This window comes from Paraburkholderia ultramafica (assembly GCF_902859915.1).
In the GTDB taxonomy this organism is placed as follows: domain Bacteria; phylum Pseudomonadota; class Gammaproteobacteria; order Burkholderiales; family Burkholderiaceae; genus Paraburkholderia; species Paraburkholderia ultramafica.
This window is the reverse complement of sequence record NZ_CADIKK010000004.1, coordinates 206,994-223,625: the sequence shown is the minus strand read 5'-3', so window position 1 is coordinate 223,625 and position 16,632 is coordinate 206,994. Positions and strand designations below refer to the sequence as shown.

The window sequence follows — 16,632 nt, the reverse complement described above, 5'->3', positions numbered from 1 at the left end:
ACTCAGCGGGATGAACCCGGTTTCTGCGGCGGATTCGACGCATCGCGGCGGCGCACCGTCGGCTTGCCGGTGCGCGCCTGCGCGCCAGCCGGGGCCTTCGGCTTGCCCTTGGCCGCGGCGATAGCTTGCGCGGTGTCGGTTGCTGCGTCGTTATTGCCGAGGTAAGCGCTCGAGCCCGCGGGCGCCGTTTCCGGACGCCACACCTGGCCGATCGCCAGCGACTTCAGCTTTTTCTTGCCGCCGTACCAGAGGTTGACAATACCGCGCGAGAAGAACACCGCCGAGAACATCGACGTCAAGATGCCGATACAGTGGACCATCGCGAAGCCGCGCACCGGGCCGGAGCCGAAGGCGAGCAGCGCGAGGCCGGCGATCAGCGTGGTGACGTTCGAGTCGAGAATCGTCGCCCATGCGTGCGCGTAGCCGTTCTGGATCGCCAGTTGCGGCGGCGCGCCGTTGCGCAGTTCTTCACGCACCCGTTCGTTGATCAGCACGTTCGCGTCGATCGCCATACCGAGCGCGAGCGCGATAGCGGCGATGCCCGGCAAGGTGAGCGTGGCCTGCAGCATCGACAGGATGGCGATCAGCAGCAGCAGGTTCACGGACAGGCCGATCATCGAGATCACGCCGAACAGCATGTAGTACGCGATCATGAACACGGCGATCGCCGCGAAGCCCCACACCACCGAGTGGAAGCCCTTCTTGATGTTGTCGGCGCCGAGGCTCGGGCCGATCGTGCGTTCTTCGATGATTTCCATCGGCGCGGCGAGCGAACCGGCGCGCAGCAGCAGCGCGAGGTCGGCGGCGGCTTGCGGCGTGGGCTGGCCGGTGATCTGGAAGCGGTCGCCCAGTTCCGACTGGATGGTCGCCACCGTCAGCACTTCGCCCTTGCCGCGTTCGAACAGCACCATCGCCATCGGCTTGCCGATGTTGTCGCGCGACACGCTGCGCAGCGCGCGGCCGCCGGCCGAGTCGAGGCGCAGGCTGACCGAAGGACGCTGATGTTCGTCGAAGCCCGCCGACGCGTCGATGATCCGGTCGCCCGTGAAGATGACTTGCTTGCGCAGCAGCACCGGCGTCTGGTTGCCTTGCGTGAACAGTTCGTCGCCCGGCGGCACCGGGTCGGCCGGATTCGGATGCGTGTTGACCGGATCGGCGAGGCGCGCTTCGAGCGTCGCCGTGCGGCCGATGATGTCCTTCGCCTTCGCGGTGTCCTGCACGCCCGGCAGCTCGACCACGATGCGGTCCGCGCCTTGCTGCTGGATGACTGGCTCGGCCACGCCGAGTTCGTTCACGCGGTTATGCAGCGTGGTGATGTTCTGCTTGAGCGCGGCGTCCTGCACCGCGCGCTGCACCGCCGGCGTGAACGTGCCGACCAGTTGCACACTGCCGTCCGCTCCCGCCTGCGAGGCCCACTGGAGTTCGCTGATGCTGCGGCCGAGCAGCTTGAGCGCCGCGTCCGCCGTGGCCTGATCGGCCAGATTGATCACCACTGACTGGCCCACGCGATTCACGCCGCCGTCGCGCACGTTGTTGTCACGCAGCAGCGTGCGCACGTCCGATGCGTCCGAGTCGAGCTTCTTGTTGAGCGCGCCGGCCATGTCCACCTGCAGCAGGAAGTGCACCCCGCCGCGCAGATCGAGACCGAGGTACATCGGCAGTGCGCGCAACGCGGACAGCCAGGTCGGCGACGCGCTTTGCAGGTTCAGTGCGACGATGAACTGCGGATCGGTCGGATCGCTGTTCAGCGACTTCTGCAGCAGGTCCTTCACGCGCAATTGCGTGTCGGTGTCCGGCAGCCGCACGCGGATGTTCGCGTTGGTCGACGAGTTGTCGAACGTGACGGCGTCCGGCTTGATCTGATTGGCGGCAAGCGCGGCTTCGACTGCGGCCAGCGTGGTCGAGTCGAGCCTGACCGTTGCCTTGCCGCTCGACACCTGCACCGCCGGCGCTTCGCCGAACAGGTTGGGCAGCGTGTACACGAGGCCGATGACCAGAGCCACCAGCATCACGGCGTATTTCCAGAGGGGGTAGCGATTCATGAGTGGTCCAACGGGAAGGTTGGCTTGGAAGCGATGCGTCCGGCGATGAGCGCGGGCGATTCAGCGCGCAATGGCGTGAAGCGCCGGCGAGGCCGCGCCGGACGCGAGAGAGCAGGCCTTACAGCGACTTGATCGTGCCCTTCGGGAGAATCGTCGTGACCGACGCTTTTTGCACGGTGATTTCCGTGCCTTCCGAGATTTCGACGCCGACGTAAGCTTCACCCACCTTGGTGACCTTGCCGACGATGCCGCCGTTCGTCACCACTTCGTCGCCTTTGGCCATCGCGGCGAGCATGTTGCGATGCTCCTTCTGGCGCTTCATTTGCGGGCGAATCATGATGAAGTACAGCACGCCGAACATCAGGATCAGCGGCAGGAAGCTCATCAGGTTCGATTCAATGCCACCAGTTGCTGTGCCTTGGGCGAAGGCATTGGAAATGAACGACACGTTGGTCTCTCCGTTATCAGTCAAACGATCAAAAAATCAGCCGATTATTCTACCACCGGCCTGACGCGCGTCGGCGCGGCGAATCGGCTTTCCGATCAACCGTTTAAAGCCTTTTTACACCGTCCGCGAAAGTGGATTGTAAGGTTTTCCTCGCGATGCGGACGGATTCTTCTGTTGAATCCGCTGCCGGATGCCGTCATGGCGCCTGTTCGACACCGCGCGCGCGGTTCTCGTGGAAGCGTTTGCGGAACGGTTCGAACATCTTCGCGTCGATCGCGTCGCGCATTTCCTGCATCAGTTCGAGGTAGTAGTGCAGATTGTGGATCGTGTTCAGCTGCGCGCCGAGGATTTCGCCGACGCGGTGCAGGTGATGCAGGTAGCCACGCGTGAAATTGCGGCAGGTGTAGCAGCCGCATTGCTCGTCGAGCGGGCGCAGCGAATTCTTGTGCGTGGCGTTGCGGATCTTGATGTCGCCGAAACGCGTGAACAGCCAGCCGTTGCGCGCGTTGCGGGTCGGCATCACGCAGTCGAACATGTCGACGCCGGCCGCGACGCCCGCCACCAGGTCTTCCGGCGTGCCGACGCCCATCAGGTAGTGCGGCTTGTGGGCCGGCAGTTTCGGGCCGATGTGGTTCAGCACGCGCATCATGTCTTCCTTCGGCTCGCCGACCGACAGCCCGCCGATCGCGAGGCCGTGGAAGTCCATTTCCGCGAGGCCCGCCAGCGACTCGTCGCGCAGGTCCTCGAACATGCCGCCCTGGACGATGCCGAACAGCGCATTCGGATTGCCCAGCTTCCTGAATTCGTCGATCGAGCGCTGCGCCCAGCGCATCGACATGCGCATCGAATCGGCCGCTTCCTTGTGCGAGGTCGGCACGTTATTGGTCGCGTACGGCGTGCATTCGTCGAACTGCATGACGATGTCCGAGTTCAGCACCTTCTGGATCTGCATCGACACTTCCGGCGACAGGAACAGCTTGTCACCGTTGATCGGCGACGCGAACGTGACGCCGTCTTCGGTGATCTTGCGCAGGTCGCCGAGCGAGAACACCTGAAAACCGCCGGAGTCCGTCAGGATCGGCTTCTTCCAGCCCATGAAGCCGTGCAGGCCGCCGTGCGCTTCGATGGTTTCCAGACCCGGGCGCAGCCACAGGTGGAAGGTGTTGCCGAGGATGATCTGCGCGTGCATTTCCTCGAGTTCGCGCGGCTGGATGGCCTTCACCGTGCCGTAGGTGCCGACCGGCATGAAGATCGGCGTTTCGACCACGCCGTGATTCAGCGTGACGCGGCCGCGGCGGGCCTGGCCGTCGGTGCCGAGCAGTTCGAATTTGAGGCCGTTGGCGGGGCGTTCGGTGGTGGTCTGTTGCGATTGATGACCGTCGGTCATTGGATAACTCCTGTGCTACCGGAATACAGTCCGGCGCAAATGTTGAAACTAACTCCGGATCGACCCGCTTTGCACGGGACAGGAGTAAGCGCTGAAGCGCCGCCGCAAGTATTCGCGGCAGCTCAGGGAACTGCAAAAACGTTGAAACGGCTTGTCAGGCGGCTCAGCCGTCGCGGCGCGTCAGCAGCATCGCATCGCCGTAGCTGAAGAACCGGTACCGCTGCTCGATCGCGTGGCGATACGCGTCGCGAATCGTCTCGACGCCGGCGAACGCCGACACCAGCATCAGCAACGTCGACTTCGGCAAATGGAAATTCGTCACCAGCCGGTCGACCACGCGGAATTTATAGCCTGGCGTGATGAAAATGTCGGTTTCCGTGCTGGCCGCGGCTAGCGGGCGGCCGGCGGCTTCGGCGTCGCGCGCGGCGGCTTCGAGCGCGCGCATCGAGGTCGTGCCCACCGCGATCACGCGGTTGCCGCGCGCACGCGTCGCGGCAATCTTGTCGGCGAGCGACTGCGGCAGGTGATACCACTCGCTGTGCATCTTGTGCTCGGCGAGATTCTCGACCCGCACCGGCTGGAACGTGCCCGCGCCGACGTGCAGCGTCAGCGTCGCACGCTCCACGCCGCGCGCATCGAGTTGCGCGAGCAGCGCGTCGTCGAAATGCAGGCCGGCGGTGGGCGCCGCCACCGCGCCGGGGTTCTGTGCGAACACGGTTTGATAGCGGGTCTCGTCGGTCGAGTCGGGATCGTGCTCGATGTACGGCGGCAGCGGCAGGCGGCCGAATTGCTCGATCAGCGTCAGGCAGTCGGCGGGGAAGTGCAGCGTGTAGAACGGCTCGACCCGCTCGCCGACCGTGACGTCGAACGCATCCGCGAGCCGGATCGTGGTGCCCGGCTGCGGGGTCTTGCTCGCGCGGATCTGCGCGAGCGCCGTGCGCGCGCCGGTCAGGCGCTCCACCAGCACTTCGATCTTGCCGCCACTGGCCTTCTGGCCGAGGAAGCGCGCTTTCAGGACTTTGGTATCGTTGAAGACCAGCAGATCGCCTGGCGCGATGCACTCGGGCAGTTCGGCGAAGCGGCGGTCGATCAGACGCGCGGCATCGGCGGCGCCTGTGTTGTCCACTTCGAGCAGACGGCTGGCGCTGCGCTCGGGCAGCGCGACTTGCGCGATCAACTCGGGCGGCAGATCGAAATCGAAATCGGAAAGCGTAAACATGCGAACGACTGGAAGCGAATTGAGACTGAATTGAGCCGAAGCCGGAGCCGGGCGGCTATGATTGCGGGACGCCTGAGCGGCCCGCGAGCCCGCGCGCTGTATGGCGGCGCACCCTTTGACAGCCGATATTGTACTTGCGAAGCAGCCTATGCCTTTGTCCGACCGCCGATTGCCCTCCGCTACCGATGAAGCGAGCGCCGAACCGAAGCGCCGCGTCGCGCGAGGCAACGCGGCCGCGCAGGTGAGCGAGGCCGGCGCGGGTGTGGCGCTGGAGAGCGAAAAGGCCGCGCCGGAAGGTGGCAAATCCGGTGACAAATCCGCTGAAAACGCCGACGCAAAACCCGCTGACCCTTTCGGTGACAAACCCGCCGGCAAGTCCGCTGGCAAAGCCGCCGCGAAGCCGGCTGCCAAGCCCCCCGTGAAAACCGCCGACAAGCTCGCCAAACTTGGTCTCACGCGCGATATCGACCTGGTGCTGCATCTGCCGATGCGCTACGAGGACGAAACCTCGTTGACGCCGATCGGCCATCTGCTACCGGGCGGCATCGCGCAAACCGAAGGCGTGGTGTTCGACAACGAGATTGCCTATCGCCCGCGCCGTCAGTTGCTGGTGAAGCTGCACGACGACGCTGGCGACGAGCTCGTGCTGCGCTTTCTGAATTTCTACGGCTCACAGGTCAGGCAGATGGCGATCGGCGCGCGGCTGCGGGTGCGCGGCGACGTGCGCGGCGGTTTCTTCGGGATGGAGATGGTGCACCCGGCGGTGCGCGTCGTCGACGAAGATACGCCGTTGCCGCAGGCGCTGACGCCGGTGTACCCGAGCACCGCGGGCGTGACGCAGGCGTATCTGCGCAAATCGATCGATAACGCGTTGTCGCGCACGTCGCTGCCGGAGTTGTTGCCCGAGCCGATCGCGCGAACGTATCTGCAACCACTCGGCGTGCCGTCGTTGATGGACGCCGTGCGCACGCTGCATCATCCGGGCGTGCAGTCCGATGAGACCGCGTTGATCGACGGCACGCATCCGGCGTGGGTGCGCATCAAGTTCGAGGAACTGCTCGCGCAGCAGATGTCGCTCAAGCGCGCGCACGAAGAGCGCCGCACGCGCGCCGCGCCGGCCATGCCGCGCCGCAAGCTCGGCGACGAGTCGGCGCTGGTGGCGCGCTTGCTGAAGGCGCTGCCGTTTTCGCTGACGAAAGCGCAGGAGCGCGTCGGCGGCGAGATCGCGCTGGATCTGACGCAGCCGCATCCGATGCAGCGGCTGCTGCAAGGCGACGTCGGCAGCGGCAAGACGATCGTCGCCGCGCTGGCCGCCGCGCAGGCGATCGACGCTGGCCACCAGGCCGCGCTGATGGCGCCGACCGAAATCCTCGCCGAACAGCACGCGCGCAAACTGCGCGGCTGGCTGGAGCCGCTCGGCGTGAGCGTCGCGTGGCTGGCCGGCAGTCTGAAGACCCGCGAAAAGCGCGCCGCGCTCGAAGCCGCCGCGCTCGGCACCGCGCAGCTCGTGATCGGCACGCACGCGATCATTCAGGACGCGGTGGAATTCGCGCGCCTCGGGCTCGTGATCGTCGACGAACAGCACCGCTTCGGCGTCGCGCAACGGCTTGCGCTGCGCGCCAAGGCGCGCAACGCCGCCGACGGTGCGCCCGATTTCCAGCCGCATCAGCTGATGATGTCCGCGACGCCGATTCCGCGCACGCTCGCGATGACCTATTACGCCGACCTCGACGTCTCGACCATCGACGAATTGCCGCCCGGGCGCACGCCGATCCTCACCAAGCTCGTCTCCGACGCGCGGCGCGACGAGGTGATCGGCCGCGTGCGCGAGGCGGCGCTGACAGGGCGTCAGGTGTACTGGGTGTGTCCGCTGATCGAGGAAAGCGAGACCTTGCAGCTGCAGACCGCGGTCGAGACCTACGAGACACTGGTGGCCGCGCTGCCCGAACTGAACGTCGGCCTCGTGCACGGACGACTCGCGCCGGCCGAGAAGGCGGCGGTGATGGACGCGTTCACCCGCAACGAGGTGCAATTGCTGGTCGCGACGACGGTGATCGAAGTGGGAGTTGACGTGCCGAATGCGTCGCTGATGGTGATCGAGCATGCGGAGCGCTTCGGCCTCGCGCAGCTGCACCAGTTGCGCGGACGGGTGGGGCGCGGCAGCGCGGCGTCGGTGTGCGTGCTGCTCTACACGGGACCGTTGTCGATGACCGCGCGCGCGCGCCTGCAGACCATGCGGGAAACGACCGACGGCTTCGAGATCGCCCGGCGCGACCTCGAGATTCGCGGACCGGGGGAGTTTTTGGGCGCCCGCCAATCGGGGGCGGCGATGCTGCGATTCGCCGATCTGCAGAACGATCAGTGGCTGATCGAGCCCGCGCGCGAGGCGGCCGCGGCTTTGCTGGAGCAATATCCCGAGGTGGTGCTGCAGCATCTGGCGCGCTGGCTCGGGGCGCGTGAGCAGTATCTGAAGGCGTGAGTGCGGTTTGACGCCGGTCGGCGCGATCTGCCGGACAACCAGAGGTTGGCGAACCGACCCTATAGGTGTATAACTAGAGCCTATCGAATTCACCGCACTGATTGATCCCCGAATGACGCTCACCGAATTGAAATACATCGTTGCGGTTGCCCGCGAGCGGCACTTCGGCCGGGCCGCCGAAGCGTGTTTCGTTAGCCAGCCGACTCTGTCGGTGGCGATCAAGAAGCTCGAAGACGAGCTGAACGTGCAGATTTTCGAGCGCGGCACCAGCGAAGTCAGCGTCACGCCGATCGGCGAACAGATCGTCACGCAGGCGCAGCGCGTGCTCGAACAGACGCTCGCGATCAAGGAAATCGCCAAACAGGGCAAAGACCCGCTGGTCGGGCCGCTGCGCCTCGGCGTGATCTATACGATCGGGCCGTATCTGCTGCCCACGCTCGTCAAACAGATGATCAAGCGCGTCCCGCAGATGCCGTTGATGCTGCAGGAAAACTACACGCTCAAGCTGATCGAACTGCTCAAGCAGGGCGAAATCGACGTCGCCATCATGGCGCTGCCGTTTCCCGAAACGGGTCTGATGCTGCGTCCGATGTACGACGAGCCGTTCGTCGTCGCGCTGCCGTCCGGCCACGCGTGGGAAAATCGCCCGAAAATCGATGCCGACGATCTGAAGCAGGAAACCATGCTGCTGCTCGGCAGCGGCCACTGCTTCCGCGACCATGTGCTGGGCGTGTGCCCGGAACTGATGCGTTTCTCGCAGAACGCGGACGGCATCCAGAAGACCTTTGAAGGATCGTCGCTGGAGACCATCCGCCATATGGTCGCGAGCGGCGTCGGGATTACGGTGCTGCCGCGCATGTCCGTGCATGAGGTCAAGCCGAACGCGGGTGGCATCGACGCGGGCCTGCTCAGCTACGTCGCGTTCGACGAACCCGTGCCGGATCGCCGCGTCGTGCTCGCGTGGCGCAAGAGCTTCACCCGGATGCCCGCGATCGACGCCATTTGCGAGGCGATCAGCGCCTGCGATCTGCCGGGCGTGAAGAAGCTCGATTTGCCGGTCGCCGTCAACTAACGCTCCACCTCTTCTGTATCCGTGCCGGCTCGGCGTACACCGGTACGCCGTCGGCAGCCGCCCCGGCGCTCGCTCGCCGCGCGGGAAAGTCGCAAGCCCTATTGAATAGATAGAATTAATCAAATACGCTTGTTTGATAGGGTTGTTATAGTTTCCTCCATGGATCACCCGATCTCTTATTCGATAAGACCAGGAGGACATCATGACGCAACCGAACTCGCAGCAAATCCAGGCTCTCGTCGCTCAACTGGCCGGCGCCGCCGCTGGCCGCGCGACCGCCCCGGCGCCGGGCATGCGTACCGTCGCGTTGTCCTTGCTGGTCGATCGGGCCTTGTCCGCATAACGCATCAATCTCCGGCAGCAGTGTGCCGCGCCTCTCTCTCCATCCATTTCGATAAAAACCACGCAGGAGTTACGCATGTCCGAACGTAAGCTCACCAATGCCGCCGGCGCACCCGTCGCCGACAACCAGAATTCGATGACCGCCGGCACGCGCGGCCCGGTCGTCCTGCAAGACGTCTGGCTGCTCGAAAAGCTCGCTCACTTCGATCGCGAAGTGATTCCCGAACGCCGCGTTCACGCCAAAGGCTCGGGCGCCTTCGGCACGCTGAAGGTCACGCACGACATCTCGCGCTACACGTTGGCCAAGGTATTCGCGGAAGTCGGCAAGGAAACGCCGCTCTTCATGCGCTTTTCGACGGTGGCCGGCGAGCGCGGCGCGGCCGACGCGGAACGCGACGTGCGCGGCTTCTCGATCAAGTTCTACACGGAAGAGGGCAACTGGGACGTGGTCGGCAACAACACGCCGGTGTTCTTCATCCGCGATCCGCTGAAGTTTCCCGACTTCATCCACACGCAAAAGCGTGATCCGTACACCAATATGCGCAGCAACGTTGCCGCGTGGGATTTCTGGTCGCGTCACCCGGAGTCGCTGCATCAGGTGACGATTCTGATGAGCGACCGCGGCATCCCGCAGAATTTCCGCCAGATGCACGGCTTCGGTTCGCACACGTACTCGTTCATCAACGCGAACCACGAGCGCTTCTGGGTGAAGTTCCACTTCAAGTCGATGCAGGGGATCGAAAACTTCACCGATGCCGAAGCCGCGCAAGTGGTCGCGCAGGACCGTGAAAGCGCGCAACGCGATCTGCTCGGCAACATCGACGCGGGCAACTTCCCGAAATGGCGCTTCGCGATTCAGGTGATGCCGGAAGCGGACGCGGCGACCTATCGCTTCAATCCTTTCGACATCACGAAGGTGTGGTCGCAGAAGGACTATCCGTTGATCGACGTCGGCACGATCGAGTTGAACCGCAATGCGGCGAACTATTTCGCGGATGTGGAGCAGGCGGCGTTCACGCCGGCCAACGTGGTGCCGGGTATCGGCTTTTCGCCGGACCGTCTGTTGCAAGGCCGGCTGTTCTCGTACGGCGACACGCAGCGCTATCGCCTCGGCATCAATCACCATCAGATTCCGGTGAATGCGTCGCGCGTGCCGAACCCGCATTCGTTCCATCGTGACGGCGCGATGCGCACGGATGGCAATCTCGGCGGCAACGTGAACTACGAGCCGAACCGTTTCGGCGAGTTCGCGCAGGATCCGAACGCGTCGGAGCCGCCGCTCGCAGCGGGTGCGGTGGATCGCTACGATCATCGCGTGGACGAGGACTACTACACGCAGCCGGGCATGCTGTTCGCGCTGTTCGACACGGCACAGCGTCAGCGTCTGTTCGGCAATATCGCGCGCCATATCAACGGTGTGCCGCAGGACATCGTCGCACGGCAGATCGAGCATTTCCGCCGCGCCGATCCGGCGTATGCGCAAGGCGTGATCGCCGCGCTGGCCGAACTGGCTGAAGGCGGCAAGAAGTAAGCAACAAGCAGTTGAAGCAATGCAGCAAAGCGGGGCGCATCTGCGTCCCGCTGATACCGATACGAATCGCGGGAGTACGATCATGATCCAGATGATGATGGCCACGATAGGCGGCTCGCCGGCCGCACGCGGCGCGCAACGGCAGCAGGCATTCTTGCTGCGCAAGGCAGTCGGCTTCGCGATCGTCACGAGCGGCTTGGCGGTGATCGTCGTGCAGGCGTTGCAACACACGCTGGGCCGCTGATTGCAGCCAGGCTTTCAACGCGGCAAGTGACCCCGCGTCACGCGAACGCAGCGGGTTTCCAGGCTAAACTGTCGAGCGTTCGATGTTTCGAGTTTGCCGTCCGCAAGCCGTCACTTTGCCGACCGGTTCGTATCACTCTTCAAAGGAGTCATCATGGCCAAGAAAGAAGCCGCAGCCGTACAGCACGTCAATATCGGAATCAGCGACAAGGATCGCAAGAAGATCGCAGAAGGTCTGTCGCGTTTGCTCGCCGACACCTACACGCTGTACCTGAAGACCCACAACTTCCACTGGAACGTCACGGGTCCGATGTTCAACACGCTGCACCTGATGTTCGAAACGCAATACAACGAACTGGCGCTGGCGGTCGATTCGATCGCTGAACGGATTCGCGCGCTGGGCGTGCATGCGCCGGGCAGCTACAAGGATTTCGCGAAGCTGTCGTCGATTCCGGAAGCGGACGGCGTGCCGGCCGCGGAAGAAATGATCCGCCAGCTGGTGGAAGGCCAGGAAGCCGTGGTGCGTACCGCACGCGCGATTTTCCCGTCGACGGAAGCCGCGAACGACGAGCCGACCGCCGACCTGCTGACGCAACGCATTCAAACGCACGAAAAGACCGCGTGGATGCTGCGCTCGATGCTGGCTTAAGCATTGGTTGCCGCTGGTCGAGCGGCTCGCTTCGTTCAGGCGCTGACGTTGCACTGAATCAGAACAAAGCCTCCCTGTGCGGGAGGCTTTGTTTTTTGCGGTGACGGTGAGCGAGCCGCACCGAAGGCCGACCTTTTCGGGCCGTGTCCGCGTGCGGAAACTGCGTGCCGCGCACATCCCGTAAAATAGCCGCACCGTCTTCGCACTTCACCGAATCCGCCCATGCTCGCCCGACTTCCCCTGTATCTGCGCCTCGTCCGCATGGACAAGCCGATCGGCAGCCTGCTGCTGCTGTGGCCGACGCTCAACGCACTGTGGATCGCGTCCGACGGTCATCCGTCCTGGCCTTTGCTGGTGATCTTCACCGTGGGCACGGTGCTGATGCGCTCGGCGGGCTGCGCGATCAACGACTATGCGGACCGCGATTTCGACCGCTACGTGAAGCGCACCGAAAATCGTCCGATCACGTCGGGCAAGATCAAGGCATGGGAGGCGGTTGTGCTGGCCGCCGGTTTGTCGCTGCTGGCATTTCTGCTGATCCTGCCGCTGAATACGCTGACCAAGGAACTCTCGGTGGCGGCGCTGTTCGTCGCCGGTTCGTATCCGTTCACCAAGCGTTTCTTCGCGATCCCGCAGGCTTATCTCGGCATTGCGTTCGGCTTCGGCATTCCGATGGCGTTCGCCGCGATTCAGGACCACGTGCCGATGCTCGCGTGGGTGATGCTGCTGGCTAACGTGTTCTGGTCGGTTGCGTACGACACCGAATATGCGATGGTCGATCGCGACGACGACATCAAGATCGGTATCCGCACGTCGGCGTTGACGTTCGGCCGCTTCGACGTGGCCGCGATCATGCTGTGCTATGCGGTGACGCTGGGGATTTATGTCGGCATCGGCGTGATGCTCGGTTTCGGCGTGCTGTACTGGCTGGGTTGGGCGGTGGCAGTGGGCTGCGCGATCTATCACTACACGCTGATCCGCAACCGCGAGCGGATGGCGTGCTTCGCCGCGTTCCGGCATAACAACTGGCTGGGCGGCGCGTTGTTTGCCGGGATTGCCGCGCATTACGCGGTGGCTTCGTTTTAATGCTTGCGCGCGGCGCTTGCGCTGCTTTGGCGTTTTCTCTGCCGTAGGCGCCGCCCCGCGCTGCGCAAACGCGTCTACTGCTCGCCGAACTCGTCGCCCATTTCCTTCGCGCGTGCATCGGCGGCGAGCGCACCGCGCACGATCGCGTCCTTGACGCCGCTTGCGTCGAACGACGCCAGCGCCGCGGCGGTCGTGCCGCCCTTCGACGTCACACGTTCGCGCAGCACGCTCGGCGGTTCGTCGGAATTCGCCGCCAGCTGGGCCGCGCCGGTGAAGGTCGCGACAGCCAGCGCGCGGCCTTGCGCTTCATCCATGCCGAGCTGGCGCGCGGCTTCCTGCAACGCTTCGATGAAATAGAACACGTAGGCCGGTCCGCTGCCCGAGATCGCGGTGACGGCGTCGATCTTCGCTTCGTCGTCGAACCAGACCGTTGCGCCGACCGCGCCGAGCACCTGCGACGCGAGCGCGCGGCCCGCTTCGTCGACGCTGCCGGTCGCGACAAGACCCGTCACCCCCATGCCGATCAGCGCCGGCGTATTCGGCATCACGCGCACGATGCGGCCGTGGCCGTTCAGCCAGCGCGACATGTCGCCCATGCGAATGCCGGCGACGATGCTGATCGCCAGTTGCGACGCCTGCAGATGCGGCGCCAGCGCTTCGGCGACGCTCTTCAGGATCTGCGGTTTCACCGCCAGCACGACGGCGTCGTACGCGGCGAGCGCGCCGTCCGCGGCCGCGCCGGTGCGGATGCCGAATTGCTGCTCATTGCGCTTGCGCGCCTCTTCGTTGGGATCGATCGCGTAGAGGTCAGTAGGGGCCACGCCACGCTTGATGAGGCCGCCGATCAACGCAGCGGCCATGTTGCCGCCGCCGATAAAAGCAATTTTCATGATGTTCCGAATGAGGTTCGGTGAAGAGCCCGCGGAGGCCCGGAAAGGTCAGTTGGAATAATCGCGCGCGCCGAAGATCGCGGTGCCGACTCGCACGATTGTCGCGCCTTCGAGCACGGCCGCTTCGAGATCGCTCGACATGCCCATCGACAGCGTATCGAGTTCCAGCCCGTCGTCACGCAAACGCTCGAACAACTCGCGCAATTGGCGATGCGGCGCACGTTGCGCGTCGACGTCGCCGGCCGGTTCCGGAATCGACATCAGCCCGCGCAGATTCAGTTTCGGCAGCGCGGCGATTGCCCGCGCGACTTCGACCGCCTCGGCAACGCTCACGCCGCTTTTCGATGCCTCGCCGCTAACGTTGACCTGCAGACACACGTTCAGCGGCGGCAGGTTTTCAGGGCGCTGCTCCGACAGCCGCTGCGCGATCTTCAGGCGATCGACCGAATGCACCCAGTCGAAATGCTCGGCGACCGGCCGCGTCTTGTTCGATTGCAACGGGCCGATGAAATGCCAGTCGAGCGATGCGCGTAGATCGGCGAGCGTCTCGATCTTGCTGATGGCTTCCTGCACGTAGTTCTCGCCGAACGCGCGCTGGCCGGCGGCGTGCGCGGCGCGCACGTCGGCGGCGGGGAAGGTCTTCGAGACCGCGAGCAGCATGACCGAACGCGCGTCGCGTCCGGCCGCGTGCGCGGCCGCGGCGATGCGCTGCCGCACCGCTTCGAGGTTGTGAATCAGATCGGGCATGGATCGGAACCGGCAATTCAGCTAGAGGCAATGACCGGATTATACGGACAGCATGTGCTCGACCAATTCGATCCAATGCGCGACCGGCGTCGACGTGCCGCTTTGCAGATGCGCAATGCAGCCGACGTTCGCCGACACGATCACCTGCGGCTCCTGCGCCTGCAGCCGTTCGAGTTTCTGATCGCGCAGCGCGTACGAGAGCTTGGGCTGCGTCAGCGAGTAAGTGCCGGCCGAGCCGCAGCAAAGATGACTGTCGGCGGGCAGACGCACTTCGACGCCGAGCGCGCTCAGCAGATGTTCGACCTTGCCGCGTATCTGCTGACCGTGCTGCAGCGTGCAGGGCGGATGAAACGCGACCGTGTGCACCGAGCGGCGGCGCGTGACCGTGGTCAGCGCTTCCTCGAACTCCGGCAGGATCTCCGCGATGTCGCGCGTCAATTCGACGATGCGGCGCGCCTTCTCCGCATACGCGGGATCGTGGCGCAACAGGTGCGCGTATTCCTTGACCGTCGCGCCGCAGCCGGACGCGTTCATCACGATCGCCTCGGCGCCCTGTTCGACATACGGCCACCATGCGTCGATGTTGGCGCGCAGGTCGTCGAGCGCTTCGTCGTGGTAGCCCAGATGCAGACGGATCGCGCCGCAGCAGCCGGCGTCGGGCGCGATCAAGGTTTCGACGCCGAGCGCATCGAGCACCCGCGCGGTCGCGATGTTGACGTTCGGCATCATCGACGGCTGCACGCAACCCGCCAGCATCAGCATCTTGCGCGGATGTTTCGCGGTCGGCCATTCGAGCGGACGTTGCCGCGCAGGCACCTTGTCGCGCAGTTTCTTCGGCAGAACCCGGCGGAAGTGCTGGCCGATACGCATGGCCGGCGTGAAGATCGCGCTGTTCGGCACGGCGCTCGCGAGCAACCGGCGCAGCAGCCGCTGACTGAGCGGACGCGTGACTTTTTCTTCGGTGAGCTTGCGGCCGATTTCGACCAGCCGGCCATATTGCACGCCGGACGGACAGGTCGTTTCGCAGTTGCGGCAGGTCAGGCAGCGGTCGAGGTGAACCTGGGTGCTGCGCGTGACCGGCGCGCCTTCGACCATCTGCTTGATCAGATAGATGCGCCCGCGTGGGCCGTCGAGTTCGTCGCCGAGCAACTGGTAGGTCGGGCAGGTGGCCGTGCAGAAACCGCAATGCACGCAATTGCGCAGAATGGCGTCGGCTTCGTCGCCATCGGGCGTATTGCGAATGAAGTCCGCGAGGTTGGTTTGCATCGCGTCACTCAGAAGTCGAAGTAGAGACGGCCGCGATTGAAGATGCGGGCCGGGTCGAAGGCGCTTTTCAGGCCGCGGTGGATTTTCATCAGCGGTGCGGGTAGCGGGGTGAACACGCCGGCGCTGCGGTCGTAGCCGAGGCCGGTGCGGAAGATCGTCGCATGACCGCCGGCCTGCTTCGCGCTGATGCGCACGGTTTGCGCGTCGGTGTCGGTGATCCACCAGCGCTGGCCGCCGCCCCATTCCATCAGCTGCGCGCCGGGCAGTTGCAGCGGCTCCGTGATCGACGGCAGCGCGAGACGCCAGAGTGCGGCTTTCGGCGGGATGGCCGCGAAGAACGAATCGGTCTGCTCGCGCAGGCCGGCCCAGAAACGTTCCGCTTCGACCGCATCGACGACTTCGCCGCCGAGCGACGTACGCGCCGCCTTGACCGCGGCTTCGGCACCACCGAGGCGCACCGCGAGCGTGCCATGACGCCACGCGCTCGCGGTAATCGGCAGCGGCCGGCCGCCCCATTCGTTGAGCTTACGGACCGCGTCGGTGCCGTTCATGTCGAACTTGAGGGTGGCTTCGGCCTGCGGCAGCGGCAGCACCTTGATCGACAATTCGAGGATCAGTCCGAGCGTGCCGAGCGAGCCGGCCATCAAACGCGAGACGTCGTAACCGGCGACGTTTTTCACCACCTGGCCGCCGAAACGCAGCGTCTGGCCCTGGCCGTTCATGATGACCGCGCCGAGCACGAAGTCGCGTGCCGCGCCGGCGGCGGGGCGGCGCGGACCGGCGATGCCGGCGGCGATGCAGCCGCCGAAGGTCGCCTGCGGCCCGAAGTGCGGCGGCTCGAAGGCGAGCATCTGATCGTGATCGGCGAGTGCGGCTTCGATTTCCAGCAGGGGCGTGCCCGCCCGCGCGGTGATCACCAGCTCGGCCGGATCGTACGCAATGATGCCGCGATAAGCGCGCGTGTCGAGGATCTCACCTTCCAGCGTCTGACCATACCAGTCTTTGGTGCCGCCGCCACGGATGCGCAACGCGCGTCCCTCGGCGCTGGCCGAACGCACGCGTTCCGACCATACGGCGACGATGTCGTCCTCTTCCATGGTGTCCTGCTTCGTTGTGTTTCGTTTGATTGTACCGGGCGGGGGCTCGCTGGCAACCAGGAGCGGACCCGCATCGGGTAATCAGGGTAGGGCACCGGGAAACGCCGCCGGAGCGGCCTGGCTATGCGCTGTGC

15 protein-coding genes are annotated in these 16,632 nt (G+C 64.9%); 7 read left to right on the top strand and 8 right to left on the bottom strand.

Translation table 11 applies throughout. The annotated features are described in order from the left end of the window. Positions 1 to 2: 2 nt before the first annotated feature. The 4 genes from secD to queA form a co-directional block, all read right to left on the bottom strand. Positions 3 to 2,042: a protein translocase subunit SecD gene (secD, locus tag HV744_RS06275; RefSeq protein WP_175148667.1), complete on the bottom strand. Its 2,040-nt coding sequence runs from the start codon at positions 2,040 to 2,042 to the stop codon at positions 3 to 5. A gap of 118 nt (positions 2,043 to 2,160) precedes the next feature. Beyond that, positions 2,161 to 2,490, bottom strand: a complete 330-nt coding sequence (yajC, locus tag HV744_RS06270; protein WP_007179286.1) for a preprotein translocase subunit YajC — start codon at positions 2,488 to 2,490, stop codon at positions 2,161 to 2,163. Between the two features lie 196 nt (positions 2,491 to 2,686). Continuing rightward, entirely contained in the window at positions 2,687 to 3,877 is a 1,191-nt protein-coding gene (gene tgt, locus HV744_RS06265) for a tRNA guanosine(34) transglycosylase Tgt (RefSeq protein WP_175148666.1), read from the bottom strand. A 163-nt stretch (positions 3,878 to 4,040) separates the two neighbouring features. Next, on the bottom strand, positions 4,041 to 5,096 hold the full coding sequence (queA, locus tag HV744_RS06260) for a tRNA preQ1(34) S-adenosylmethionine ribosyltransferase-isomerase QueA (protein WP_175148665.1): 1,056 nt from the start codon (positions 5,094 to 5,096) through the stop codon (positions 4,041 to 4,043). Positions 5,097 to 5,244: 148 nt separating this feature from the next. Between queA and recG the strand changes: the two genes are divergently transcribed. The 7 genes from recG (at position 5,245) to ubiA (ending at position 12,498) form a co-directional block, all read left to right on the top strand. Beyond that, on the top strand, positions 5,245 to 7,575 hold the full coding sequence (gene recG / locus HV744_RS06255; RefSeq protein ID WP_175148664.1) for an ATP-dependent DNA helicase RecG: 2,331 nt from the start codon (positions 5,245 to 5,247) through the stop codon (positions 7,573 to 7,575). A gap of 112 nt (positions 7,576 to 7,687) precedes the next feature. Beyond that, positions 7,688 to 8,647 carry a LysR substrate-binding domain-containing protein gene (locus tag HV744_RS06250; protein ID WP_175148663.1) on the top strand — a complete coding sequence of 320 codons (960 nt, stop codon included), beginning with the start codon at positions 7,688 to 7,690 and terminating at the stop codon, positions 8,645 to 8,647. Positions 8,648 to 8,849: 202 nt separating this feature from the next. Further along, on the top strand, positions 8,850 to 8,990 hold the full coding sequence (locus HV744_RS06245) for a hypothetical protein (protein WP_175148662.1): 141 nt from the start codon (positions 8,850 to 8,852) through the stop codon (positions 8,988 to 8,990). Between the two features lie 75 nt (positions 8,991 to 9,065). Further along, the gene (locus tag HV744_RS06240) at positions 9,066 to 10,520 is read left to right on the top strand and encodes a catalase (RefSeq protein WP_175148661.1); all 1,455 of its coding nucleotides are present in this window, start codon (positions 9,066 to 9,068) and stop codon (positions 10,518 to 10,520) included. An 82-nt stretch (positions 10,521 to 10,602) separates the two neighbouring features. Beyond that, positions 10,603 to 10,764: a hypothetical protein gene (locus HV744_RS06235; RefSeq protein ID WP_175148660.1), complete on the top strand. Its 162-nt coding sequence runs from the start codon at positions 10,603 to 10,605 to the stop codon at positions 10,762 to 10,764. 153 nt (positions 10,765 to 10,917) lie between these two features. Further along, entirely contained in the window at positions 10,918 to 11,412 is a 495-nt protein-coding gene (locus HV744_RS06230; protein WP_175148659.1) for a Dps family protein, read from the top strand. A 222-nt stretch (positions 11,413 to 11,634) separates the two neighbouring features. Beyond that, entirely contained in the window at positions 11,635 to 12,498 is an 864-nt protein-coding gene (ubiA, locus tag HV744_RS06225) for a 4-hydroxybenzoate octaprenyltransferase (protein WP_175148658.1), read from the top strand. A 74-nt stretch (positions 12,499 to 12,572) separates the two neighbouring features. Here ubiA and proC read toward each other — a convergent pair whose 3' ends face one another. From proC to glcE, 4 genes are read right to left on the bottom strand one after another with little or no spacing between them, the layout of a single operon-like run. Then, positions 12,573 to 13,388, bottom strand: a complete 816-nt coding sequence (gene proC, locus HV744_RS06220; RefSeq protein WP_175148657.1) for a pyrroline-5-carboxylate reductase — start codon at positions 13,386 to 13,388, stop codon at positions 12,573 to 12,575. Between the two features lie 48 nt (positions 13,389 to 13,436). Beyond that, entirely contained in the window at positions 13,437 to 14,135 is a 699-nt protein-coding gene (locus HV744_RS06215; RefSeq protein WP_175148656.1) for a YggS family pyridoxal phosphate-dependent enzyme, read from the bottom strand. A gap of 39 nt (positions 14,136 to 14,174) precedes the next feature. Further along, positions 14,175 to 15,401 (bottom strand): glycolate oxidase subunit GlcF, encoded by a 1,227-nt coding sequence (glcF, locus tag HV744_RS06210; protein WP_175148655.1) that lies wholly within the window; start codon positions 15,399 to 15,401, stop codon positions 14,175 to 14,177. 8 nt (positions 15,402 to 15,409) lie between these two features. Beyond that, complete coding sequence (gene glcE / locus HV744_RS06205) at positions 15,410 to 16,498, bottom strand: glycolate oxidase subunit GlcE (RefSeq protein ID WP_175148654.1); 1,089 nt, start codon at positions 16,496 to 16,498, stop codon at positions 15,410 to 15,412. Between the last annotated feature and the right edge of the window lie 134 nt (positions 16,499 to 16,632).